This window comes from Roseateles sp. UC29_93, assembly GCF_042695725.1.
GTDB classification, from domain to species: domain Bacteria; phylum Pseudomonadota; class Gammaproteobacteria; order Burkholderiales; family Burkholderiaceae_C; genus Roseateles; species Roseateles noduli_A.
In genome coordinates, this window is record NZ_CP170545.1 from 3,872,933 (window position 1) to 3,896,608 (window position 23,676).

22 protein-coding genes and 1 pseudogene are annotated in these 23,676 nt (G+C 67.3%); 20 read left to right on the forward strand and 3 right to left on the reverse strand.

Features of this window, described 5'->3' with window-relative positions; translation table 11 throughout:
• The first annotated feature begins 76 nt into the window (after positions 1-76).
• From ACFJIX_RS18030 to ACFJIX_RS18055, 6 genes are all read left to right on the forward strand, one after another.
• Complete coding sequence (locus tag ACFJIX_RS18030) at positions 77-547, forward strand: tail fiber assembly protein (RefSeq protein ID WP_377153359.1); 471 nt, start codon at positions 77-79, stop codon at positions 545-547.
• 87 nt (positions 548-634) lie between these two features.
• A complete protein-coding gene (locus tag ACFJIX_RS18035; protein WP_377153361.1) occupies positions 635-763 on the forward strand; it encodes a hypothetical protein in 129 nt (42 codons plus the stop codon).
• A gap of 92 nt (positions 764-855) precedes the next feature.
• The gene (locus tag ACFJIX_RS18040; protein WP_377153363.1) at positions 856-2,418 is read left to right on the forward strand and encodes an SGNH/GDSL hydrolase family protein; all 1,563 of its coding nucleotides are present in this window, start codon (positions 856-858) and stop codon (positions 2,416-2,418) included.
• Positions 2,418-2,675: a hypothetical protein gene (locus ACFJIX_RS18045; RefSeq protein WP_377153365.1), complete on the forward strand. Its 258-nt coding sequence runs from the start codon at positions 2,418-2,420 to the stop codon at positions 2,673-2,675. The genes ACFJIX_RS18040 and ACFJIX_RS18045 overlap by 1 nt, the downstream gene beginning before the upstream one ends.
• The gene (locus tag ACFJIX_RS18050; RefSeq protein ID WP_377153367.1) at positions 2,672-3,154 is read left to right on the forward strand and encodes a glycoside hydrolase family 108 protein; all 483 of its coding nucleotides are present in this window, start codon (positions 2,672-2,674) and stop codon (positions 3,152-3,154) included. Before ACFJIX_RS18045 ends, ACFJIX_RS18050 begins: the two co-directional genes overlap by 4 nt.
• Before the next feature lies 1 nt (position 3,155).
• A complete protein-coding gene (locus tag ACFJIX_RS18055; protein WP_377153369.1) occupies positions 3,156-3,677 on the forward strand; it encodes a hypothetical protein in 522 nt (173 codons plus the stop codon).
• A gap of 236 nt (positions 3,678-3,913) precedes the next feature.
• On the opposite strand, the gene ACFJIX_RS18060 is transcribed toward ACFJIX_RS18055, so the two are convergent.
• The gene (locus ACFJIX_RS18060; RefSeq protein ID WP_377153371.1) at positions 3,914-4,351 is read right to left on the reverse strand and encodes a hypothetical protein; all 438 of its coding nucleotides are present in this window, start codon (positions 4,349-4,351) and stop codon (positions 3,914-3,916) included.
• Between the two features lie 251 nt (positions 4,352-4,602).
• On the opposite strand from ACFJIX_RS18060, the gene ACFJIX_RS18065 reads away from it, so the two are divergent.
• A complete protein-coding gene (locus tag ACFJIX_RS18065) occupies positions 4,603-5,109 on the forward strand; it encodes a DUF1993 family protein (protein ID WP_377153373.1) in 507 nt (168 codons plus the stop codon).
• Here the strand turns inward: ACFJIX_RS18065 and ACFJIX_RS18070 are convergent, their stop codons facing one another.
• Positions 5,110-5,631, reverse strand: a complete 522-nt coding sequence (locus ACFJIX_RS18070) for a hypothetical protein (RefSeq protein WP_377153375.1) — start codon at positions 5,629-5,631, stop codon at positions 5,110-5,112.
• Positions 5,632-6,070: 439 nt separating this feature from the next.
• Here ACFJIX_RS18070 and ACFJIX_RS18075 point away from each other — a divergent pair, with 439 nt between their 5' ends.
• The 5 genes and pseudogenes from ACFJIX_RS18075 to ACFJIX_RS18095 all read left to right on the forward strand — a co-directional run bounded on the left by ACFJIX_RS18075 (position 6,071) and on the right by ACFJIX_RS18095 (position 13,101).
• Positions 6,071-7,924 (forward strand): tetratricopeptide repeat protein, encoded by a 1,854-nt coding sequence (locus ACFJIX_RS18075; RefSeq protein WP_377153377.1) that lies wholly within the window; start codon positions 6,071-6,073, stop codon positions 7,922-7,924.
• A gap of 19 nt (positions 7,925-7,943) precedes the next feature.
• On the forward strand, positions 7,944-10,331 hold the full coding sequence (locus tag ACFJIX_RS18080; RefSeq protein ID WP_377153379.1) for a type I secretion system permease/ATPase: 2,388 nt from the start codon (positions 7,944-7,946) through the stop codon (positions 10,329-10,331).
• 37 nt (positions 10,332-10,368) lie between these two features.
• Entirely contained in the window at positions 10,369-11,577 is a 1,209-nt protein-coding gene (locus ACFJIX_RS18085) for an HlyD family type I secretion periplasmic adaptor subunit (protein WP_377153381.1), read from the forward strand.
• A 104-nt stretch (positions 11,578-11,681) separates the two neighbouring features.
• A pseudogene (locus tag ACFJIX_RS18090) lies at positions 11,682-12,470 on the forward strand (TolC family protein); the annotation flags it as partial.
• A gap of 91 nt (positions 12,471-12,561) precedes the next feature.
• Positions 12,562-13,101 carry a TolC family protein gene (locus ACFJIX_RS18095; RefSeq protein ID WP_377153383.1) on the forward strand — a complete coding sequence of 180 codons (540 nt, stop codon included), beginning with the start codon at positions 12,562-12,564 and terminating at the stop codon, positions 13,099-13,101.
• 67 nt (positions 13,102-13,168) lie between these two features.
• Here ACFJIX_RS18095 and ACFJIX_RS18100 read toward each other — a convergent pair whose 3' ends face one another.
• The gene (locus tag ACFJIX_RS18100) at positions 13,169-14,125 is read right to left on the reverse strand and encodes a PEP-CTERM sorting domain-containing protein (protein WP_377153386.1); all 957 of its coding nucleotides are present in this window, start codon (positions 14,123-14,125) and stop codon (positions 13,169-13,171) included.
• A gap of 252 nt (positions 14,126-14,377) precedes the next feature.
• Between ACFJIX_RS18100 and ACFJIX_RS18105 the strand changes: the two genes are divergently transcribed.
• From ACFJIX_RS18105 to ACFJIX_RS18140, 8 genes are all read left to right on the forward strand, one after another.
• Complete coding sequence (locus tag ACFJIX_RS18105) at positions 14,378-15,370, forward strand: ThiF family adenylyltransferase (RefSeq protein ID WP_377153388.1); 993 nt, start codon at positions 14,378-14,380, stop codon at positions 15,368-15,370.
• 231 nt (positions 15,371-15,601) lie between these two features.
• A complete protein-coding gene (locus ACFJIX_RS18110; protein WP_377153390.1) occupies positions 15,602-16,240 on the forward strand; it encodes an XrtA/PEP-CTERM system exopolysaccharide export protein in 639 nt (212 codons plus the stop codon).
• Positions 16,241-16,391: 151 nt separating this feature from the next.
• Positions 16,392-17,984, forward strand: coding sequence for an XrtA system polysaccharide chain length determinant (locus tag ACFJIX_RS18115; RefSeq protein WP_377153392.1), 1,593 nt, complete (start codon positions 16,392-16,394; stop codon positions 17,982-17,984).
• Positions 17,985-17,997: 13 nt separating this feature from the next.
• On the forward strand, positions 17,998-19,011 hold the full coding sequence (locus tag ACFJIX_RS18120) for an XrtA-associated tyrosine autokinase (RefSeq protein ID WP_377153394.1): 1,014 nt from the start codon (positions 17,998-18,000) through the stop codon (positions 19,009-19,011).
• A 4-nt stretch (positions 19,012-19,015) separates the two neighbouring features.
• Entirely contained in the window at positions 19,016-20,605 is a 1,590-nt protein-coding gene (locus ACFJIX_RS18125) for a TIGR03016 family PEP-CTERM system-associated outer membrane protein (RefSeq protein WP_377153396.1), read from the forward strand.
• 12 nt (positions 20,606-20,617) lie between these two features.
• On the forward strand, positions 20,618-21,706 hold the full coding sequence (locus ACFJIX_RS18130; RefSeq protein WP_377153398.1) for an XrtA/PEP-CTERM system-associated ATPase: 1,089 nt from the start codon (positions 20,618-20,620) through the stop codon (positions 21,704-21,706).
• Positions 21,703-22,560, forward strand: coding sequence for an XrtA system polysaccharide deacetylase (locus ACFJIX_RS18135; RefSeq protein ID WP_377153401.1), 858 nt, complete (start codon positions 21,703-21,705; stop codon positions 22,558-22,560). The genes ACFJIX_RS18130 and ACFJIX_RS18135 overlap by 4 nt, the downstream gene beginning before the upstream one ends.
• Positions 22,557-23,675 (forward strand): FemAB family XrtA/PEP-CTERM system-associated protein, encoded by a 1,119-nt coding sequence (locus ACFJIX_RS18140; protein ID WP_377153403.1) that lies wholly within the window; start codon positions 22,557-22,559, stop codon positions 23,673-23,675. The genes ACFJIX_RS18135 and ACFJIX_RS18140 overlap by 4 nt, the downstream gene beginning before the upstream one ends.
• The last annotated feature ends 1 nt before the right edge of the window (position 23,676 follow it).

Sequence of the window (23,676 nt, forward strand, 5' to 3'; positions counted from 1 at the left end):
AAGGGCAGCGCGTGGTTACGAGTGGCAGCACTCCGCGCGCGTACCTGTCTCAGATGGCAATTGAGGTGATCAAGCGATGAGCGATGCGGAAGTGACGAACGTCGATCAGGTTGTGGACGCGGAGACGACACCTCCGCCGGACTGCATTCCGAGTGAGGAGTGGTGGTTCTACAACCTCACGACCGGCGTCTGCTCGCTGGGATCGATGCTGCTGCCGCACGAGGCCGCCGCGGCGGCGAACACCCCGCCTGGCTTCGGCGCCACGCGCGTGCCCATCGATCCCTACACGCAGCGCTTTGACCCGACGACCATGGACGTGCTGCCGTACACGCCGCCCGGCCCTGACGATGAACTTCTTGCGGAAATGGTTCGAGAGAAGCGCGACGCGCTGATGCGATCGACCAGTTGGGTGCGCGAGCGCGCGACGGACTTCGGACAACCAGTTCCGCAGGAGTGGCGCGACTACTGGCAAGCCCTGCGCGATGTACCTCAGCAGCCGGGCTTCCCGCGCGCAGTCTCTTGGCCTTTCGCCCCTGTGGCTTCCTGACCGCGCTGATCGCATTCCTCCCGCCGATTGAGGTGGCCGCGCTATCGAACGATCTCTAGCCTCAAGGATCTGCAACCTGGAGACCCCATGAAGCGCTTGTTCCTCATAGCAATGTGCGTCTGCCTTGCCGCCTGTGGTGGCGGAGGTAATGACGAAGATGAGCACGTGGATGCCCGCGATCCACGTTGTGTGGAGCATCCCAAGCTCTGCGAGTGACCATTCGGGATTTGAGGCCGCGCCAGTTTTTGCCCTAGTTTTGGTGCGCGTGGTCGGCATCGTGCGTGCAGTTGCACTCACGGACCAATGCCATGCGGATCACAGCCCTCGATAGCTTCCGGCTCCCCGATACCAGCACTGCCGTTCGCGGTAGCACCTACACCGTCCCGGACCAGTTCGGGCAGGAACGAGTCGGCGAGGGGCGGGCCATTGATCCTGATGCGGCCAGTGCGCCGGGGCGCCTCGTCCCGCTTCAGATCGACCAGGCGATCCAGAAGATCTACGGCGGCGCGTCGGAGGTAACGATCGGCGGGGCCGGATCTCCCAGTGAGCGGGCTGCCGGCCTCTACGGCGACTCGCTTGAGGCGCTGGAGTACTGCGCCCCCACGACTGACGCGCCGATCTACGGCGATCCATCTGCCCAGCCGCAGGGCGCATTCAATCCTCGCGGCGTCTTCACCATCGCCAACGCGCTGCTGGGGCAGCCATGGGACATCCGATTTGCGGGCGGCGTCTCCGGCGAGTACAGCGGCCAGATCCTTGCTCGTCAGAACGACCTCCTCGCCGCGGGCGTCAAGTGGGTTCTGATGGATGGCGGGCGCAATGACGTGACGCTGCAGTCGACTGTCTATGGCGGTGACCTTGACCTGGCGTATGCGACAACGCTGGCGAACCTCACTGCGGCGTGGGATCGGTTTCTGTCGAGCGGCGCGCGGGTGGTGTACCTGTCTATCTCGCCCAAGCAGACTTCTTCGGGTGAGGGGACGCCAGAGAACACGCTGGTGATCCGGCTCAACCGCGCACTCAAGGCAGCGGCGGCCGTGCGAAAGGGCGTCTTCTTCATTGATGGATTCGCCGCGTTGGTGGATCCGACAGTCCAGCAGGGGTACGGCAAGGCGTCGCTGTACGTCGACACCACTCACTGGGCGACGGCCGGTGCCTTCCTCCAGGCACTGGAGGTGGTTCGTCAGCTTCGCCCCTTCATCACTCCCTCCAGAACTCTGGTGTCGAGCCGCAACGACTGCTTTCAGCGCGATACGCGGTCGCTCAATTTCCTGTCCGCCTCCGATGGCCTATTCCAGGGCACAACTGACGCGGCGTCTGGAACCGGTGTGTCCGGCACCAAGCTCGCGACGGCGACCGTTTCCCGCAGCGCGGGTACGGGCAGCGTGGTCGCATCCGTGGTCGCCGCGCCGGCATTCGCAGACCCTATCGGCGACGGCGTGACTTCGATCGGCAATGCCCAGGTATTGGACTGCACCGCCGCCGCGGCTGGCGATCAGTTCCAGCTCGCACTTCCTGTCAGCGGTGTGACCTTCGCGCAGCTTGGCGCCGGTACTGCAGTGCAAGGTGAGTGTGCAGTCAAGGTGGAGAACGCGACAAACCTGATCTCGGTGTCGTGCGAAGTCGTGCTGGTCTACACCGGAGGTTCTCCAGCTTCGCCGACGCGCTCGCGGTCCATGCACCCCGTGAGCCTCACGCTGCCTGGAACCGGCAGCGCGTCGTACGAGATGCACCTCAAGACGCCGCCGGTGCGTCTGCCTGCAAACGCCACAGCCTTGACCAGCATCACGATGAACTGGTTCGCGCAGTTCAGCGGCGCGGGCGGCGCGAAGGTCTCGATCGCGCGGGCCTCGATCGTGAAGGTGTCCTGATGCGGCAAGAAGCCAAGGACATCGTCGTTGAACTGGCGACGAAGACAGTGCCGGCCGGCGGCGTGATGGCGTGGTCGACCGACCTCCTGAAGAACATCAACTGGACGTCGGTCGTGCTCCCGGGCCTGCTCTTCATCCTTCAGATCCTTTACCTGCTGCGCAAGTGGTGGCGTGAGGAAACGGCGTGGGGCTTGAAACTCAAGCGATGGGCCGGTCGTGCGCCTGTCGAGAGCAAGGACATGGAGTTGGATGAATGAGCCTCTTCGACACGCTCATCGATCGCGTTCTGGGGCATGAGGGCGGCTACGTCAACCATCCGGAAGACCCTGGCGGCGAAACGAAGTTCGGCATCGCCAAGCGCAGCTACCCCGGCGTCGACATCAAGAACCTGACCCGGCCGCAGGCGATCGAGATCTACCGCGCCGACTTCTGGAACCGCGTGCAGGGCGACAAGCTGCCGCGCGCGTTCGTGTTCCAGGCGCTGGACGCCGCGGTGAATCACGGGGTCGAGAACGCCGTGCGCTGGATGCAGCGCGCCGCCAAGGTGGCCGACGATGGCCACATCGGCCCCATGACGCTGGCCGCCATCGGGCGCGCCGACACCGCCGACCTGGTACTGCTCTTCAACGCCGAGCGCCAGGAGTTCTACACGAAGCTCTCGACCTTCGATGTCTTCGGCAGGGGGTGGATTCGCCGGGTCGCTGCCAACTTGCGGTACGCCGCGGAGGACAACTGACATGGACCCCATCACCCTGGCCATGGGCCTGGCGCAGTTCGCGCCGAAGATCGTGAAATGGATCACCGGCAGCGACAACGCGGCGGCCGGCGCGCAAAAGGTCGTCGACATCGCCGGCCAGGTCACGGGCCTGTCCGGCGATCCGGAGAAGATGCTGGAGGCCCTGCAAGCGGACAAGGCCCTGCAGATCCAGTTCCAGCAGCGGGTGATGGAGAACGATACCGAGCTGGAGCGGCTGTTCCTGGCCGATACACAGAATGCGCGGGCGCGCGACGTGGCGCTGGCGCAGGCCGGGATCCGGAACTACCGGGCCTCATTGCTCGTCGCGGTGGCCGTGCTGCTGGTGCTGATCTGTCTGACCGTCACCGTCTGGAGTTCGAACGCCAACGACTTCGTCAAGGCGACGGTTACGTTGGTGATGGGTCGGGCGCTGGGATGGGTGGATCAGGTCTTCAGCTTCGAGTTCGGCACCACGCGGGCGAACAAGACGAAGGACGACACGATCCGGGACCTGGCCCGCTGACGCCATGCGCTCGAACTGCTTCATCTGGGCGGTTCGAGCGTGGTGGCGACTGCGCCGCAGGCACGTCTGCCACTTCGCGGTCAGGTCCAGCCGTTGGGGGCCGTTCCCGCACTTCAGCGTGATGGTCAAACGCCGGGCCGGCACTTTCCGCTGCATCAGCTACAAGCCGATGTCGCCGCGCCGAAAAGGACTACCTCCGCCGTTGTTCCGCGGCTCGGTGCGCTGGGGCGATTGAGTCAGAGCCTCCCGGCACGGATCGCCGCGTTCACGCCGAGACGCTCGATTGCTGCGTCGGCTTGCGCTGCGTCATCACCCCGCAGTAGGTGGTTGCCAAGGACCAGGATCCCAGTCCGATCGATGCACTCGGGATACAGGTTCATCCCTTTCAGATTCGCTCGCTCGCCCAGGGCGGTGATCTTGACCAGCCGTTCGCGCTCGCGGTCGAACCCCCGTCGTGCTGGATCGTCAGGATGCAGCGGAGCGGGAGCACCGCCGTCATCAACGCCCGGCTCACGCCGCCAGAACGCGCAGCCTTGGGCCGGCCTCGTGATCATCGGGACGTTGGTCGGCTTCTGGCATTGGCCGTGTGGGTTCTCGGCCATCAGGTAGCCGAACCAGTGGCAGTGCCAGCAGGGCCGTGGATCCTGCCAATTCGGTTGCGTCGTGAGTGTCATGCTGTGTATTTATCCAGCATTTGACGTCACGGTCCAGTATGAGTTTCAGTATGTGTTATTGGAAAGTTGCAGGATTTTCATAGGAGAGTATTGGCGTCGAGGATGATGATGTTCATAGGCGTGCGGGCTCCGATCCTACTCGCCTGAAACGGTCGCCCCAAGGCCATTGGGCGAGCGTCGTGCAACAGATCGGAACAGGCACTAGCATCGCGCCCGCATCGCATCCCCCCATCCCAGACAAGGAGACTCCCATGGACATGTACGCCGCCACCGTCCCGGTGTTCGACCGCATGCTGAGCAACATGCAGACCTGGATCCGCACCGCGCGCGATCACGCCCTGGCCAAGGGCTTCGACGAATCGGTCTACCTGACGCTGCGCCTGGCGCCCGACATGCTCCCGCTGCCGCGCCAGGTCCAGATCGCCAGCGATGCGGCGAAGAGCGGCGTCGCGCGTCTGGCCGGCGTCGAGGTGCCGAGCTGGCCCGACAGCGAAGCCTCGCTGGAAGAGCTGATCCAGCGCATCCAGAAGACGCGCGACTTCATCAAGTCGGTCAGTGCCGAGCAGATCAACGGCTCCGAGACCCGTGCGGTCAGCGTGCCGCGCCGCGACAAGGAGCCGCTGCAGTTCCAGGGGCAGGACTTCACCCGCTTCTTCAACCTGCCCAACTTCTTCTTCCACGCCACCACGCTGTACGCGCTGCTGCGCCACGCCGGCGTGCCGCTGGGCAAGATGGATTTCCTGGGTCAGCCGAAGTAATCAGCCGAGCAGGCGTCGCAGCAGGCCCTTCCCCTGCTCGAGCTGCCGGTTGAGTGCGATCAGGCGCGCCTCGGCTTCCGCCTGGTCGACGCACCGGGCCACTTCCGTGTAGATCGCCGTCCGCAGGTGCCACAGGTCCTGCGGATGGCGGGCATGGACGATGTGCCGGAGCAGGGCGCGCACGCGCTCCTGCGTGTCGACATCGGCATCGTCGGCGAGGTCGGTGACGCTGGCGCGGAAGGCTGTGCGCAGCCGGGCCATCGCCCGGGCGCTGGCCTGGGGCCGGCGACCTTCGCCGGGCCACAGCCGCATCAGGCTCTGGAAGATGGAATCGCCGTTGCGCCGCCGCGTCGGCGCATCGTTCATCGCCGCGCCGCCGGCACCGCCGGGGCGGACCGCCGGTTCTGTCCAGGTTTGGGTCTCCACCGCCCGCGTCTCGAAATCGTCCGGCGCCACGGAATCCACCGCTTCCGCCGCTTCGACGATCTCATCCCAACGGGACAGACTCGGCATCGCTTTCATAGGCTGCGTTCTTCTTGTCCTGGTTGATCGGACGCGCGTCCCTCGACGTCCCTTTGCGGGCTTGCTCTATCGCGCGGCGTCCGGACTTCTGAGTGCCCGGATCGCGAGACGATTGTGGAAGTCGGCCATGTAACAAGAAGCTCGAATAAGGCGGTGACGGGGGCCTCAAATCGTGCTCAAGTTCTCACTCCGGCGGCCGATAAAGGGCTGAATGGGCGGGTCGCCGGTGTCCGCGGCGCGCCCAGGGCGGAGATCCCAGGCGGAGAAATGGGTGGTCGGCACCGTCCATTTGCCGGGATGCTTCCGGGAACGCACGGACACAATCCCGTACAGGCGGCCCATGGGCCCGAGCCGGCACGTCCGGCCGTGCCCGCCGGATCGCTCCACCGTGCCCCGAAAGCCCGATCACATGGACATCGCCCACCCCAGCATGCCGAACTTGAGCGTTCCCGCCCCGCTGGCCCAGGAATGGGAGCAGTTGCTGACCCGTGCCCGCGAGGGCTCGCTCCCGCTGCCGGAGCTGATGGACCGCGGCAATTTCTTCCAGGGCCAGAATCTTGGCGATGCCGCCGCCCATCTCTATGAGACGTGGCTCGCGCAGGAGGGCCAGCCGCCCGCCGCGCGTCTGGTGGCGCTGTACAACTGGGGCACCGTGCTGGGCAACATCCAGCAGCACGAACGCGCCGAGCAGGTCTATCGCCAGGCGCTGGCGATCAGCCCGACCTTCGCCCAGGCCCGTCTGAATCTCGGTCATCAGCTGGAGCACCTCGGGCGTGTCGACGAGGCCCTCGGCGCCTGGCGCGAGGTGTACGAAGGCGCCGGCCCGATGGAGGCCCTCGGTGCCGACCAGACCGGCCTGCGCACGCACGCCCTGAACAACGCAGCCCGGCTGCTCGAAGTGCAGCGTCGCTACGACGAATCGGAAGCGTTGATGGTGCGCAGCCTCACGCTCAACCCCGAGCAGACGGACGTGATGCAGCATTACGTGCACATCCGCCAGAAGCAGTGCAAGTGGCCGGTTTACGAGCCGTTCGGGGAAGTTACGCACAACAAGCTGCTCATTGCGACCTCATTGCTGGCGACGCTGAGCGCCACCGACGATCCCGCCCTGCAGATGGGCGCCGCGCAGCGCTTCGTCCACGAGAAGGTGACGAAGCAGAAGGAGGCTCTCTGGCGCCATCCTGTTTCCGTGGCCGCGCGCCAGCAGGGGAAGCTCAAGATCGGCTACCTGTCCGGCGACCTCTGCATGCACGCTGTCGGCCTGCTGACCGCCGAGCTGTACGAACTGCACGACCGCGAGAAGTTCGAGATCCATGCCTTCGACTGGAGCCGCGACGACGGCACCGCGCTGCGCAAGCGGATCCTGATGTCCATGGACAAGGTCTGGCGCCTGAACGCGATGGACGATGCCACCGCCGCCAAGCTGATCGCGCAGGCGGGGATCGACGTGCTGGTCGACCTGCAGGGCCTGACCAGCGGTGCGCGCCCCAACATCCTGGCCCATCGGCCGGCGCCGGTGCAGGTCAGCTACCTGGGCCTGCCGGCGACCTCGCTGCTGCCCGGCGTGGACTGGATCCTGGCGGATCGCTTCACGATGCCGGCCGAATACCTGCCGTACTGCAGCGAAAAGCCCATTTACCTGCCACATTGCTACCAGGTCAGCGACCGCAAGCGCGAGATCGGGGCGACCCCCACGCGCGCCCAGTACGAGCTGCCCGAGGACGCCTTCGTCTTCTGCTCGTTCAACAACAACCACAAGATGAACGCCGAGGTGTTCGGCGCCTGGATGCGCATCCTGCAGGGCGTGCCGAACTCGGTGCTGTGGCTGCTGGCGGACAACGAGTGGGCCAAGGCCAACCTGCGGCGCGAGGCCGAGTCCGCGGGCGTCGATCCATCGCGGCTGATCTTCGCCCCGCGCGTGGCGCCGCCCGACTACCTGGCGCGCTTCCAGCTGCCGGACCTGGTGCTGGACACCTTCCCGTACAACGCCGGCACGACCGCCAGCGACTGCCTGTGGATGGGCACCCCGATCCTGACCCGCTCCGGCCGCAGCTACATCTCCCGCATGTGCGGCAGCCTGCTGACGGCGGTGGGCCTGCCGGACCTGATCACCTTCTCGGTCGAGGAATACGTCCAGCGCGCCATCCAGATCGGCCTCAATCCTGGCCGTGCGAAGTCCTACAAGCGCTACCTGCGGGACGAAGGGCGCAACAGCGCACTTTTCGACATGCCGGCGATCGTTCGTGACATCGAGCGCGAATTCGAGCAATTGGCCCTCGCGCATCGAGGCTGAAACTGAAAAGATTTGATCAATGAACCGGCCGCACGACCCCTTCTTCGACGGTGACCAGCGCGCCCGCGGCCCCGGCCTGCGCCTGGCCGCGGAAGATGGTCAGCGTGCGCCCGGCATCCCGGACGCGCCGCACGACCCGCTCGCGGACCTGGCGCAGCAGCCGGCCGTCGATCCGCTGCTGCAGTGCCTGTCCTGGCTGACGCAGCATCATGGCCGTGCCCGGTCGGTCGAATCGCTGCGTGCCGGCGCGCCCGTCGAAGGCGCGCTCAGCCCCGATCAGGCCATCCGCCTGATGCGCGAAGCCGGCTACAACGCCGGCCTGCTCCGCAAGGGCATCGAGGAAATCAACCAGCTGCTGCTGCCCGCGGTGCTGCTGCTCAACGGCGGCGACGCCTGCGTGCTGGTGCGTCGCCTGGACGACGACGGTTCGGGCGCGGTCCGCTACGAGGTCGTGTTCCCCGGCCCCGAGGCCGCCAGCTGCGTCGCCCCGGCCTCCGAGCTGGACCAGGAGTACAGCGGCTTCATCCTCGCGATCGCTCCCCAGGAGGTCTCGCAGGCCAAGCCGATCGCCGGCGCGAAAGACGACACCCCGCTGCTGCAGGCCGATTCGCACTGGCTGTTCGGCACGCTGAAACGCTTCATCCCGTACTACCGGTCGGCGATGCTCGCCGCGCTGCTGAGCAACGTGCTGATGATGGTGTCGGGCCTGGTGACCTCGGTCATCTACGACAAGGTCATCCCGCACCAGGCCTTCGTCACGCTGTGGACGCTGGCCGTCGGCGCCGGCCTGGCGCTGGTCTTCGACCTCTTCGCGCGCCAGCTGCGGGCTCACCTGATCGACCTCGCCGGCCGCAAGACCGACCTGATCGTCGGCGCCAAGCTGTTCCGCCAGACGCTGGGCGTGCGGATGGAGCACCGCCCCGCATCGGCCGGCTCCTACGCGCATTATTTGGCGCAGGTGGAAGTCGTCCGCGACTTCTTCACCTCGGCCACGATGTCGGTGCTGACGGACCTGCCGTTCGTGGTGCTCTTCGTCGCGATGACCTTCATCATCGGCGGCCCGCTGGGCTGGGTGCTGATGGCGGCGATCCCGCTGATGCTGCTGATGAGCTTCGGCATCCAGGGCTACCTGCGCCGTGCAATGCGCACCAACATGACCGAGGCGGCCGACCTGCACGGCACGCTGGTCGAGGCGCTGGAAGGCCTTGAGGACCTCAAGACCACCGGTGCCGAAGGCCGCTTCCTGCGCCGTTACGAGCACAGCACCGCCATCGTCGCCGAGTCCGCGCTCAAGGCCCGCACGATGGCGAGCTGGAGCATGAACATCTCGATGACCATGCAGCAGGCGATCAACCTCGTGATGCTGGTCTGGGGCGTCTACCTGATCAACGAGAGCGTCATCAGCGCCGGTGCGCTGATCGGCGCGGTCATGTTCGCCGGCCGCGCCACGGTGCCGCTGAACAGCCTCGTGAGCCTGGCGACCCGGTACCAGGGCGCCCGCGCGGCGATGCTGTCGCTGAACTCGGTGATGAGCGCGCCGGTGGAGCGCGACTCCACCCGCAACTACGTCCCGCTGAACCAGATCACCGGCCGCATCGGCCTGAACGACATCGGCTTCTCGTACCCGGCGCAAGGCGACGCGCAGTCGCCCAAGGTGCTGCGCAACGTCACGATGCGCGTGCAACCCGGCGAGCGACTCGCGATCCTGGGCCGCATCGGCAGCGGCAAGTCGACGGTGCTGCGCATGCTGGCCGGCCTCTATCAGCCGACCGAGGGCCACGTCGAGATCGACGGCATCGACCTGCGCCAGGTCGACCCAGCGGAATTCCGCAGCAAGGTCGGTTTCGTGTCGCAGGAGCCGCGGCTGTTCCACGGCACGTTGCGCGACAACGTCCTGATGGGCCGCCACGTCGATGCGCAGCGGCTCGTCGAGGTCGCCAAGCTCACCGGCCTGGACCGTGTCGTCGCCGGTCATCCGATGGGCTGGGACCTGCCGGTGGGCGAGATGGGCTCGCTGCTGTCCGGCGGCCAGCGCCAGCTGGTGGCGCTGGCGCGCAGTCTCGTCACCAAACCGCAGATCCTGCTGATGGACGAGCCGACCAGTTCGATGGACGCGCAGTCCGAGATCGCCTTCCTCCGTCAGCTGCGCGACGCCGCCGGCGACTGCACGCTGATCATGGTCACGCACCGTCCGGCGGTGCTGGAACTCGTGTCGCGCATCGTTGTCGTCGATACCGGTCGCCTCGTCATGGACGGTCCGCGCGACCAGGTCCTGGCGGCGCTCTCCGGCGCCCGCCCGCCCGGCCAGCCGCAGCAGCAGCAACCGCAACCGGGCCAGCAGCCGCAAGCCGCACCCGTTCACGTCCATCCGGCCGCGCAGGCGGTGAACCGCGCCGCGTCGGTGTGATGGCCGTCCGACGTCCGATCTGAAGAAGTCCGCCCCCATGTCGCAGTCCCGCACCCTCAGCCGCGAAGAAGGCCTGTTCGTCGGCAGCGTCCAGTCGGCGCTGATCGACGAGCCGCTGCCGCGCGCCGTCTGGGCGCTCTACCTGATGGCGGCGGTGCTGCTGGTGGGGCTGGCCTGGTCGTCGATCGCGACGGTCGACGAGGTCACCCGCAGCGACGCGCGCATCGTGCCCGACGGCAAGGAGCAGGTGATCGCCAGCCTGGAGTCCGGCACGCTGGGCAAGCTGCTGGTCCATGAAGGCGAGGAAGTCGAGGCTGGCGAGGCCTTGGCCGAACTTGATCCGACCCGCGCCGAGGCCGCCGAGAACGAGAGCCAGGCCAAGCGTCTGGGTCTGATGGCGCAGGTCTCCCGCCTGCGCGCCGAGGCGCTGGGCGTGCCGCTGAAGTTCCCCGACGAGGTCAAGGGCGTGCAGCGCCTGGTCGACAGCGAGACCGAGGTCTTCGACACCCGCCGCCGCGTCCTCGAGGAGGCGACCGCCAGCATCAACCGCAGCATCGGGCTGCTCGCCACCGAGCAGAAGATGGCGCAGGACATGGCGTCCAAGGGCCTGATGTCCAACGTCGAGGTGATGCGCGTCACCCGCCAGGTCAACGAGCTGCAGCAGCAGCGCAACGAGCGCATCAGCCGCTTCCGCCAGGACTCGAGTTCCGAACTGTCGAAGGCGCAGACCGACCTCGCGCAGCTGGACGAACAGCTCGTCGTGCGCCGTGACGCGGTCACGCGCTCGGTGCTGAAGTCGCCGGTCAAGGGCCTGGTCAAGAACATCAAGATGAACACGGTGGGCGGCGTCGTCACGTCCGGCACGCCGATCATGGAGATCGTGCCGATCGGCCCGCGCATCCTGATCGAGGCGCGCATCAAGCCCAAGGACATCGGCTACATCCAGGTCGGGCAGACGGCCATCGTCAAGCTCAACGGCTACGACTTCAACGTCAACGGCGGCCTGCACGGCAAGATCGAGTACGTCAGCCCCGACGCGCTCGGCGAGACCGAGAAGAACAACGAAGGCACCTACTACCGCGTGCTCATCACGGCCGAGCGCAACACGCTGCGCGCCAAGGGCGAGCCGCTGCCGGTCATCCCCGGCATGACGGCGATGGTGGACATTCGCACCGGCGAGCGCTCGGTCCTGAGCTATCTGCTGCGGCCGATGCTGAAGTCCAAGGAAGCGCTGCGAGAGCGCTGAGTCAGGGCTGAAACAGTCCGGTTGCGCGCCGCTTATCGGCGCTTCGATTTCCCGCTGGAATGGTCCAGTAGAGGCATGGGAAATTGCTTGCAGTACGCGTGACCATGACCGACACCACCCGTCGCCGCAGCCTGCGGCGCGCCTCGATCTCCTCCTTCCGACTGAGCGCCGGCGCGACCGTCGTCCTGACGGCGCTCTGCGCGTTCAGCGCGTCCGCCTGGGCGCAGGATCCGCCGCCCAGCCGCTGCTCGGACGAGCGCACGCTGCCGCCTGCGCAGCTGTCCGCCAAGGACACGGCGCTGCTGGATGTCGGCGACTCCGATCCGCGCGCCCAGTTGCAGGACCTCGTCAACCGCTCGCTCAACCGCAGCAAGGCGCTGGGCGCGACCCGGCTACTCACGCTGGCGGCCGAGGCCGACTTCGAGGAAGCCAAGTCGCAGCGACTGCCGACGGTGACGATGGGCATCACGGCCGGCCACACCGGCACCGTCGTGCCGGGCAACGGCTCGATCGACAACTCCAGCGGCCTCCAGGGGCGCGGCTCGTTGAGCGTGACCGCGCCGATCTACGACTCCGGCCGCATCACCAAGCTCACCGAGTGGCGCTCGCAGCTGCTCGAGGCCGCGCGCTACGGCCAGTCGAGCGCCGAGGAGCAGGTCGCCCTCCAGACCGTGTCGCTGGCGCTGGACCGCGGGCGCTATCAATTGCAGGCGCAGGTCTACAGCCAGTACGTGCGCAAGATGTCCTGCCTGGTCGAGGCCCTGGAGATCATCACCAAGGCCGACCGAGGCCGCGCCAGCGAACTCGTGCAGGCGCAGAAGAGCCTGCAGCAGGCCGACCTGTCGTATGAGCAGACGACCTCGGCACTGCGTCAGACCGAGGTGAGGCTGAAGCGCTTCGTCGGCGACGATCTGCCGCGCGGCGCGGCCATGAGTTCCGGTGCTGGCACGCCTGCCCGATCTCAACGAGATGCTGGCCGACGTGATGGTGTCGCCCGACGTGTCGGCGGCCGCGGCGCAGGCTCAGGCGCAGCGCAGCTACGCGGAATCGGTGCGCGCCGGGCAGCAGCCCAGCGTGAGCCTGCTGGTCAGCGGGAATTCGACGATCGGCCAGGCGCGGCAGACCGACTGGATCGGCGGCGTCACGGTCAACATCCCGATCGTGCAGCCGGGCGCCGACTCGGCGCTGACCTCGGCGCGGCGACGTGCGCAGGCGGCCTCGCTGCAGCGTGACGAGACGATCGAGGCCAAGCGCTATCGCGTGCAGGAGATGTACGAGGCCGCGTCCTCGTCGCTCGACCGTTCGCGTCGGCTGGTCGACATCCTGCGCAGCAGCGAGCGCGTCCGCGGCTTCACGCTGCAGCAGTGGCAGCAGCTCGGCAAGCGCTCGCTGTTCGATGTGATGGCGGCGGAGGGCGACTACTACTCGAACCGCATCGCGCACGTGAACGCGCTCTACGACGCGCAGCAGGTCGTGGCGATCATCTGGTCGCAAGGGCGCGGCGTGGTGACGCCGCTGCGTTGAGCAGGAAAGAGAATCGGAAACGGAAAAGCCGCCCCGAGGGGCGGCTTTCGCATTCAGCCGAGGCTGATTACTTGCGCAGGGCGCGGCGGCGTTGGGCGAAGCCCACGCCCGCCAGGGCCAGGCCGACCAGGGCCAGCGTGCCAGGTTCCGGCACGTTGATGACCAGCGAGCCGTCCAGGGTCGACTGACGGATCAGGCCGCCGCCGGAGTTCCACAGTTGGTCCGGGGTCGGGATCGGGGGATCGACGTTGGTGTCGAGCACCCAGCTCACCGAGATGCTGTTGTTCAGCCAGTTGCTGTACAGCGAGCCCAGGCCTTCGCCGGAGTTGAAGAAGTTCTGGATGAAGGTGTCGCCGCCAGCGTAGCTGTAGTCGACATAGCCCTTGACATTCAGGTTGGTCAGCTGGATGTCCGAACCCGTGACGATCAGGCGCAGAACTTCCTTGCCGTTGTTCGGATCCGTCGCAGCGCTCTGATAGAACACGCTGAAGACGCCGCTGGTGTAGGACACGTAGTCCGACACGCCGTCGCCGGTGGAGTCCACGGTCGTACCGACGATCTGGTACGAGTAGGTCAGGCCCCACGCGCCGCCCAGGCCGCCGACGTTGCCGAAGCCGTAGGCCGGGAAGCCCACGCCGCCGACGAAGCCGTTCAGGTCGGTCGGGTTGACCGGGTTGTTCAGCGAATCGATGTTGGTCTGCGCCGGCGCGTTCGGGTAGTTGAACGAAGCGGAGCCGCCCGACAGCGTGGTGTGCGTGCCGGCCGAGAAGCCGTACGAATTCATCACCGACGGGATGTTGGTGTCGATCACCGTGGTGCCGGGGGTGGCCGGCGAGCCCAGATAGATCGAGGTCGCCAGGGTGCCGCTGTAACCCAGCTGGTCGAACACCGTGGTCTTGGTCGAGCCGTTGGGCTCGGGATTGAAGTCCTGCCCGGTGTTGATGTACAGCGGTGCTGCCATCGCCGGCAACGTCGCGGCTGCCAGCGTCATCGCTGCCAGTGCGAGCTTTGCTTGCTTGAACATGTGTCTCTCCTTGAGGATGCGTCTTGCCAGAAGCACGTTAGGAAGCGGCACGTGCCGGCTTCTTGGCGGACATCAAAGCGACAACCGTGCCAGCGAACTTTCATCGTTTTAAATCAATGACTTAACATTCTGATGCGGGAATCTTCGACGGGTCCTGTCAAATTTTTCGACAGCGGTCTGGCCCGCATATCGGGGGGGGTGTCGAGGGGGGGGAGGGGCCGCCGGGCGTCCGTTGCCCGAGGGCTGGCGCGGATGCTTTTCAGCGTTTTGCCGTCATGGCGCGAGCGCATACTCCTCGCCTGCGCTGTGCGAACCGATTTCGCGTGGTCCGGCGGCGGCGCGATTCGAATAAAGGGAGACCCCATGACGCGAGACACTCCTTCCGGTTTCGTCTTCGATTACGACCGCGCGTTCTCGCGCAATATCGGTTGGGTCACGAAGGACGAACAGCAGCGTTTGCGCCGGGCGCGCGTGGCGGTGGCTGGATTGGGCGGCGTCGGCGGTGCGCATGTGCTGGCGCTGTCGCGCCTGGGGATCGCCAATTTCAATATCGCCGACTTCGATGAGTTCGACGTCCACAACATGAATCGCCAGGCGGCGGCATTCATGTCGTCGATGGGCCGCCCCAAGATCGACGTGGTCGCGGAAATGGCCCGCGACATCAATCCGGAAAGCGACATCCGTCTTTTCCGCGAGGGCGTCACCGACGCCAACCTCGACGAGTTCCTGAAAGGGGTCGACGTGTATGTCGACAGCCTGGACTTCTTCGTCCTCGAGGTGCGCCGCAAGGTTTTCCGCCGCTGTCGCGAGCTGGGCATTCCCGCGATGACCGCCGCGCCTCTGGGCATGGGCACCGCGTTCCTGTACTTCAGCCCGACCGGGATGAGTTTCGAGGACTATTTCCAGGTCGAAGGCCGCGACCATGAGGATCAATATGCGCGCTTCATCGCCGGGGTATCGCCGGCGATGCTCAGCCGCCAGTATCTGGTCGCGCCCGAGGCGGTGAATTTCAAGGAGAAGCGCGGGCCCTCCACCGGCATGGCCTGCGAGTTGTGCGCGGGGCTGATGGGCACCAGCGTGCTGAAGCTGCTGCTGAATCGCGGCGCTTTGCGCGCCGCGCCGTGGGGCATGCATTTCGACGCCTATCGCGGCCGGCTCAAGCACACCTGGCGGCCCTGGGGAAATGCCCATCCGCTGCAGCGCCTGCTGATTGCGCTGATCAAGCCGGTGCTGCGCGGGAAATAGCGACTGACGCTTCCCGCTTGCGGGTTTTCCATGACGCTGTCATGAGGTTTTCCGCGGGGATTTCGAGGCGGCTTCACGCCGAGTTGTTTCGGGGGTGTATCCGGACGGTTCCCCGGGGCGGATCCGCTAGCACGGAAATCGCTCACGTCAGGGAGGGATCGCCCTCAGTCCAGGGGGTTCCACACCCGTGCGCGCTGAGGTGCAATCCGGTCAGCTTCCAGAGGGGTGGACATGGTGAAGAACACTGGATTGAAGATCGCTTCCGTCAAGGCGGCACACGCCGCGTTGCTGGCCGCCGCCGCGGCGCTCGCCGGCTGCTCGACCACCGGCAACCTGCCGCCCGCGCCGGTCGCCGCCTCGCAGGCGGACTACAGCTACGTCGTCGGTGCCGGCGACCAGCTCAACATCATCGTGTGGCGCAACCCGGAGCTGTCGCTGACGGTGCCGGTCCGGCCCGACGGCAAGATCGCCGCCCCGCTGATCGACGAGCTGCAGGTGCAGGGCAAGAACTCGGTCGAGGTCGCCCGCGACATCGAGAAGCAGCTCGGCAAGTACGTGCGCGATCCGGTGGTGACCGTGATCGTGACCAGCTTCGTCGGCCCGTACAGCGAGCAGATCCGCGTCGTCGGCGAAGCCGCCAAGCCGATGTTCCTGCCCTACAAGCAGAAGATGACGCTGCTGGACGTGATGATCGCCGTTGGCGGCCTGACCGACTTCGCCGCCGGCAACTCCGCCTCCATCCTGCGGACCGCCGAGGGCAACAAGCAGTACTCCGTGCGCCTCAAGGACCTGATCCGTCGCGGCGACGTGTCCGCCAACGTCGAGATGCGTCCCGGCGACATCCTGATCATTCCGCAGAGCTTCTTCTGACCGTCGCCCGGACGGCCGCGCGCGCGGCCCTCCGGGTCGCCGGGGTCGGCCAGGGGACGTGCCCCGGATCGTTTCCCGCATTTCCCGCAGTATCGGCCCGCCCCGAACCGGGCCCCGCCGGCGCTCCCGCCGGTGCAACCGAGATCGCCGCATGGATTCCCTCATCGCGCAACTGATGGCCGTGTTCAAGCGGATGTGGCGCTACCGCTGGCCGGGCCTGATCGCGTCGTGGCTGGCCGCCATCGCCGCGGCCGTCGTCGTGTTCGTGGTGCCCGACCGCTACGAGGCCAGCGCGCGCGTCTACGTCGATACGCAGTCGATCCTCAAGCCGCTGATGTCCGGCATGGCCGTGCTGTCCAACACCGAGCAGCAGGTCAACATGCTCAGCCGCACGCTGATCAGCCGGCCCAACGTCGAGAAGCTGGTGCGCATGGCCGATCTCGACCTGAAGGCCACCAGCAAGTCCGACCAGGAAGCGCTCATCGACCGCGTCACCCGCAACCTGTCGATCCAGACCGCCGGCAACTCGGCCAACAACCTGTACCTGCTGTCCTACCGCGATTCGTCGCCGGAGACGTCGAAGAAGGTCGTGGCCTCGCTGCTGTCGATCTTCATGGAGTCCAGCCTGGGGGCCAACCGCAAGGACAGCACGACCGCAGCGACCTTCCTGAACGAGCAGATCAAGACCTACGAGACCAAGCTGGAGGAGGCCGAGGCGCGCCGCAAGGAATTCCGCCTGCGCAACCTGCAGCTGACGCAGGCCGACGGCAAGGATGCCGCCGCGCGCCTGGCCGAGGCCAGCAACCAGCTCGAGGCCGCCCGCCTGCAACTGCGCGAGGCCGTCAACGCCCGCGACGCCGCGCGCCAGCAGATCGAGGCCGAGCGCAAGCGCAGCCAGCCCGGCACCAGCCTGCAGAGCCTGATGCAGGAGAGCGCGCAGAAGTTCGCGACGCCCGAGCTGGACAACCGCATCGTCGAGCTCAAGCGCAACCTGGACCAGCTGCAGCAGCGCTACACCGACGCGCACCCGGACATCGTCAACGTCAAGCGCCAGATCCGCGATCTGGAAGAGCAGCGCCGCAAGGAAGTCGCCGACCTGCAGAAGGCCGCGCTGGCCAATCCGGTGCCGACCGGCGGCCCCAACGACAGCCTGGCCAACCAGGAGCTGGCCCGCATCCTGGCGGCCAAGGAAGTCGAGGTCGCGCAGATCCGCGCCCGCGTCGACGAGTACGGCTCGCGCTACGCCTCCGCGCAAGGCTCGATCAAGCTGGCGCCCCAACTGGAGGCGGAGTTCTCGCAGCTGAACCGCGACTACGACATCATCAAGAAGAACTACCAGGAGATGGTCGAGCGCCGCGAGTCGGCCTCGCTGTCGACCGACCTGGACAACACCTCGGGCGTCGCCGATTTCCGCATCATCGACCCGCCGCGCGCGTCGCCCAAGCCGGTGTCGCCGAACCGCCTGATGCTGCTGGCCGCCGGTCTGGTGGTGGCGGCGCTGGCCGGCCTGGTCACGGCCTTCGCCGCCAGCCAGATCCGTCCGGTCTTCCACGACCTCAACGAGCTGCGCCACCGCCTGGAGCTGCCGATCCTGGGCGCCGTGTCGCGCCAGGAGACGCGCGAGGACCGGCGTCGCCAGAAGGTGGACCTGCTGCGTTTCGGTGTCGCGTCGGGCAGCCTGGTCAGCCTGTACGCGGTCGGCCTGATCGGCATGGCCATCTGGATCAGCCGCCAGGCCGGGTGAGGGGAGCTTTCGCATGACGAGCCTGATCGAACAAGCCGCCGCGCGGCTGGAACAACTGAAGCAGGCCGGCGTCGACGTCGGCCTGGCCACGGCGGCCGCACCGGCGACCGTGCCCGCGACCGCGCCGCCGGCGCCTCACGTGGCGCCCGCGGTCGCACCGGCAGTGCTGCCGGCTGCCGCGCCGGCGGTGATCCGCGCCCCTGGCGACGCGACCTCCAAGCGCGTCGACCTGGACCTCGAGGCGCTCGCCGCCCAGGGCTTCCTGACGCCGAACGCGCCGCGCACCGTGATGGCGGACCAGTACCGCAACATCAAGCGCCCGCTGATCCGCAACGCGATGAACAAGGGCGCCTCGTCGCTCAATCACGCCAACCTGATCATGGTGACCAGCGCGCTGCCCGGCGAGGGCAAGAGCTTCACCTCGCTGAACCTGGCCATGTCGATCGCGGCCGAGTTCGACTCCACCGTGATGCTGGTCGACGCCGACGTCGCCCGCCCGTCGATGCTGCGCATGCTGGGCCTGCCGCCCGGCCCCGGCCTGCTCGACGTGCTGGAGAAGGAGGCCGACATGGCCAGCGTCCTGCTCAAGACCAACGTCGACAAGCTGACGCTGCTGCCCAGCGGCCGCCCGCATGCGCGCGCCACGGAACTGCTGGCCAGCGATGCGATGACCGCGCTGCTGGACGACATGGCCAAGCGCTATCCGGACCGGATCATCATCTTCGACAGCCCGCCGCTGCTGCTGACCACCGAGTCCCGGGTGCTGGCCACGCACATGGGCCAGATCGTCATCGTCGTGCAGGCCGAGCGCACGCCGCAGAGCGCTGTGCAGCAGGCGGTCGCCGCGATCGAGCACTGCCCGCTGAAGATGCTGCTGCTCAACCAGGCCAGCAACAAGCGCAGCAGCGGCTACGGCTATGGGTACGGCTATGGCTACGGCTACGGTTATGGGTACGGCAGCGCGGATGGGCAGGGCCATGCGCCGGATGCCGCGCCGCATCCCGCCGCCGGCCCGGATCGGGCCTGACACGATGACGCGGGCCAACGACCTCCGCCGCCGGCCGCAGTCTCCGGTCCGTGTCGCCTGTCTGGCGGCGATGGGCCTGGCCGCGGCCCTGGCGCAGACGCCGGCCGCCGCCCAGGATGACGGCACCAGCGCCGCGGGCTCGCGCAAGGGCATCGCGTTCACGCCGCGCGTCAGCGTCTCCGAGACCTGGACCGACAACCTGGCGCTGTCGCCCGACAACTCGCGCGATCGCGCGTTCATCACGACGGTGTCGCCCGGTCTGACCATCTCCAGCACCACCGGCGCGATCCGCGGCAGCTTCGACTACACGCTCGACGGCATCGTCTACACGAAGAGCGACCGCGACGCGCGGCTGCAGAACCAGCTGAGCACCCGCGTCACGGCGGAGCTGGTGCAGTCGGCGCTGTTCGTCGACGTCACCGGCAACATCAGCCAGCAGACGGTCTCGGCCTTCGGACAGCAGTCGCCGGACGGCACGCTGGACAACCCCAATCGCACGGAGACGCGCACGCTGCAGGTCTCGCCGTACTGGCGCGGCCGGCTGGGCAGCTTCGCGGGCTTCGAGCTGAGGGCGATGGGCCAGATGCGCGATTCCAGCGAGGGCGGCACCGGTGCCGCCGGCGGCAGCGGCAACAGCAAGGAAGGCGCGTTGTCGCTGAACCTGTTCGGTCCCGCCGGCCGCGAACTCAACTGGGGTCTGAACACGTCGACGTCGCGCATGCACTTCGAGCAGACCGGCATCGACTACCGCACCACCAGCGTGATCGCGTCGCTGAACTGGGTGCCCGACGTCGACTGGGGCGTCGGCCTCACCGGCGGTCGCGAGCGCAGCGACTACTTCGGACCCGAGACGACCTCCGTCTACGGCGCCAACCTGCGCTGGTCGCCGGGCCCGCGGACCAAGTTCGCCGCCGACTGGCAGCACCACAGCTACGGCAACAGCCACAACCTGAGCTTCGAGCACCGCATGGCGCAGTTCTCGGTGCGGGCCAACAGCAGCCAGAGCGTCAGCACCGGCGAGACGCCGACCCAGGCGACCAACTACCAGCTGCTGGATCTGCAGTTCGGCAGCCTGGAGCCCGACCCGGTCAAGCGCGACGCCTTCGTCCGCGGGCTGCTGGCCGCGCTGGGCCTGGACCCGAATTCGTTCAGCGGCGCCGGCTTCCTGAGCAACACCGCGTCGCTGCAGCGTCGCAGCGACCTGTCGCTGATCTGGACCGGACCGCGCATGACGGTCACGCTCAGCGGCAATGACAACAACAGCCGCCGCCTCATCAACTCGCCGCTGGGCGTGGGCAGCGGCGACCTGTCGCTGACGGACCGCGTGCGCCAGCGCGGCGCGACGGTGTCGGTGGGCTATCGGCTCACTCCGCTGGCCAACGCCAACGTCAGCTACTCGCGGCAGAACTCGCGCGGTGACGGCGGCGTGGGCGGCAACGACATGCGCACGCTGACCGCCAACGCCACCTACCGGCTGGGCCCGCGCACCGACGCGGCCTTCGGCCTGCGTCAGACCAAGTTCGACGACACCAGCCTGTTCGCCACCAGCTATCAGGAACACGCGATCTACGCATCGCTGACCCAGCGCTTTTAAGCAGTCACCGACATGTACGAGGCCTTCTACGGGCTGGCCAGCAAGCCGTTCCAGCTCAGTCCCGACCCCAGCTTCTACTTCGGCAGCAAGCAGCATCGCCGCGCCAAGGCCTACCTCGACTACGGGGTGCTGCGCAGTGACGGCTTCATCGTCATCACCGGCGAGATCGGCGCCGGCAAGACGACGCTGGTGCGCGGGCTGCTGGACAGCCTGAACCGCAGCAACGTCGTCATCGGCAACATCGTCACGACGCAGCTGGACGCCGAGGACACGCTGCGCCTGGTCGGCGCCGCCTTCGGCGTGCGGGTCAAGGACCTGCCCAAGAGCGAAGTGCTGATGGCGCTGGAGGCCTTCTTCGTCAGCGAGGCCAGCCGCGGCAAGCGCTGCCTGCTGATCGTCGACGAGGCGCAGAACCTCACCGCGCGCGCGGTCGAGGAACTGCGCATGCTGTCCAACTTCCAGTTCGGCAACCAGTCGCTGGTGCAGACCTTCCTGGTCGGGCAGCCGGAGTTCCGCGGCATCCTGCAGCGGCCCGAGATGGAGCAGTTCCGCCAGCGCATCGCGGCGAGCTGCCACATCGGTCCGCTCGACGAGGAAGACACGCAGCGCTACATCGAGCACCGGCTCAAGTGCGCCGGCGCCGCCGACAAGCCCAGCTTCGACGCCGACGCCTTCACCGCGCTGCACCGCGCCAGCCACGGCATTCCGCGCCGCATCAACACCTTGTGCGACCGGTTGCTGCTGCTGGGCTTCATGCACGAGAACCCGCACCTGACCGCGGCCGACGTGGAAGAGGTCGTGCAGGACCTGTCCGCCGAGTCGGCGTCCGCGCCGGCGCCGGCGGTACATGGGTCCGAGATCAACGGCCATGCGTCCGAGGGCGACCTCGCGGTCGACCTGGACCTGACGCGGCTGCGTTCGCGCGTGGCCGGCGGCGGGCTGAACGGAGAACTCGGCGCTTTGGCCGACGGACTCGCGGGCCTGAACCTGGACGGCCAGGAGACGCGCCTGCAGCGCATCGAGGACAGCCTGATGCGCCTGGAACGGATCAACCAGCAGACGCTGGCGCTGCTGCAGAAACTCGTGGGAGCGATGCGATGAACAAGATCCGCAACGCGATGAGCATCGACGTCGAGGACTACTTCCAGGTCTCCGCCTTCGCGCCCTACATCGCCCGTGGCGAGTGGGACGCGCGCGAGTGCCGCGTCGAGCGCAACATCGCGCGCATCCTCGATCTGCTGGACGCCAAGAGCTTCAAGGCCACCTTCTTCACGCTGGGCTGGATCGCGCAGCGTTATCCGCAGATCGTGCGCGAGATCGTCGCTCGCGGGCATGAACTGGCGAGCCACGGCTTCGGCCACGAGCGCGCCAGCGACCTGGACCGCGCCGCCTTCCTGAAGGACGTCGGCGACGCCAAGGCGCTGCTCGAGGACCTGGGCGGCGTCGAGGTCAAGGGCTATCGCGCGCCCAGCTTCTCGATCGGCAAGGACAACCTCTGGGCCTTCGACGTGCTGGCCGAATGCGGCTACCGCTACAGCTCCAGCGTCTATCCCATCGAACACGACCACTACGGCATGCCCGATTCGCCGCGCTTCGCCTACGAGGTGCGCCCGGGCCTGATCGAAGTGCCGGTGACGACGCTGCGCTGGCGCGGCAAGAACTATCCGAGCAGCGGCGGCGGCTGGTTCCGGCTGCTGCCCTACGGCGTGTCGCGCTGGATGATCGAGCGCTTCAACCGCATCGAAGGCCGCAGCGCGGTCTTCTACTTCCACCCGTGGGAGATCGATCCGGAACAGCCACGCATCCCCGGCATCGACGCGAAGACGCGCTTCCGCCATTACGTCAACATCGGCCGCACCGAGTCGCGCATCGAGCAACTGCTGGGCGACTTCGCCTGGGCGCGGATGGACGAGATCTTCCTGCCTCAGGCCGGCACGGACCGGCTGGCGGCATGAGCGCGGCAGCACCGTCGATCCCGGGCGTCGCCACGGACGTGGCCGCGCCGACCGCCGTCGGCGCGGCCGCGGCGGGCCAGCTCGAGGTCCGTCAACTCGACATCGCGGACAGCGCGACCGCGCGGCGCTGGGACGAGTTCGTCCGTGGTTGCGCCTCCGCCACCTTCTTTCACCTGTCCGGCTGGCAACGCATCATCAGCCGTCAGTTCAAGCACCGGTGCTTCTTCCTGTACGCCGAGCGCGACGGCCGCATCGAAGGCGTGCTGCCGTTGGCCCAGGTCAAGAGCCGCCTGTTCGGCCATGCGCTGGTGAGCCTGCCCTTCGCCGTCTACGGCGGCGTGGCCGCGGACAGTGCCGAGGCGGCCGACCATCTCGAACAGCGGGCGCAAAGCCTGTGCAAGACCTTGGACCCGGACCACCTGGAGTTCCGCAACGTCCAGCGCCGTCACGAGGACTGGCCGCACCAGGACCTCTACGTGACCTTCCGCAAGGAGATCCTCGAGGACGAGGAGGCCAACATGCTGGCCATCCCGCGCAAGCAGCGCGCCATGGTCCGCAAGGGCATCAAGAACGAATTGAAGGCGGAGATCGACCGCGACGTGTCGCGTTTCTTCGCGCTCTACGCGGACAACGTCCATCGCCACGGCACGCCCGCGATGCCCAAGCGCTACTTCCAGGCGCTGCTGGACGAGTTCGGCGACGCCGCCGAGGTGCTGATCGTCAGCAGCCCGCAGGGCCAGCCGCTGTCCGGCGTGCTGAGCTTCTACTTCCGCGACGAGGTGCTGCCGTACTACGCCGGCGATGCGGTCGCCGCGCGCGACCTGGCCGCCAACGACTTCAAGTACTGGGAGCTGATGCGTCGCGCCTGCGCCCGCGGGCTCAAGGTCTTCGACTACGGCCGCAGCAAGCAGGGCACCGGCAGCTATTCGTTCAAGAAGAACTGGGGCTTCGAGCCGACGCCGCTGCATTACGAGTACTGCCTGTACCGGCGTGACAGCGTGCCGCAGAACAACCCCAGCAACGCCAAGTACCAGCTCATGATCAAGGCCTGGCGCAAGCTGCCGATCGCCGTCGCCAACTGGCTCGGTCCGCACATCGTGCGCAGCCTGGGCTGAG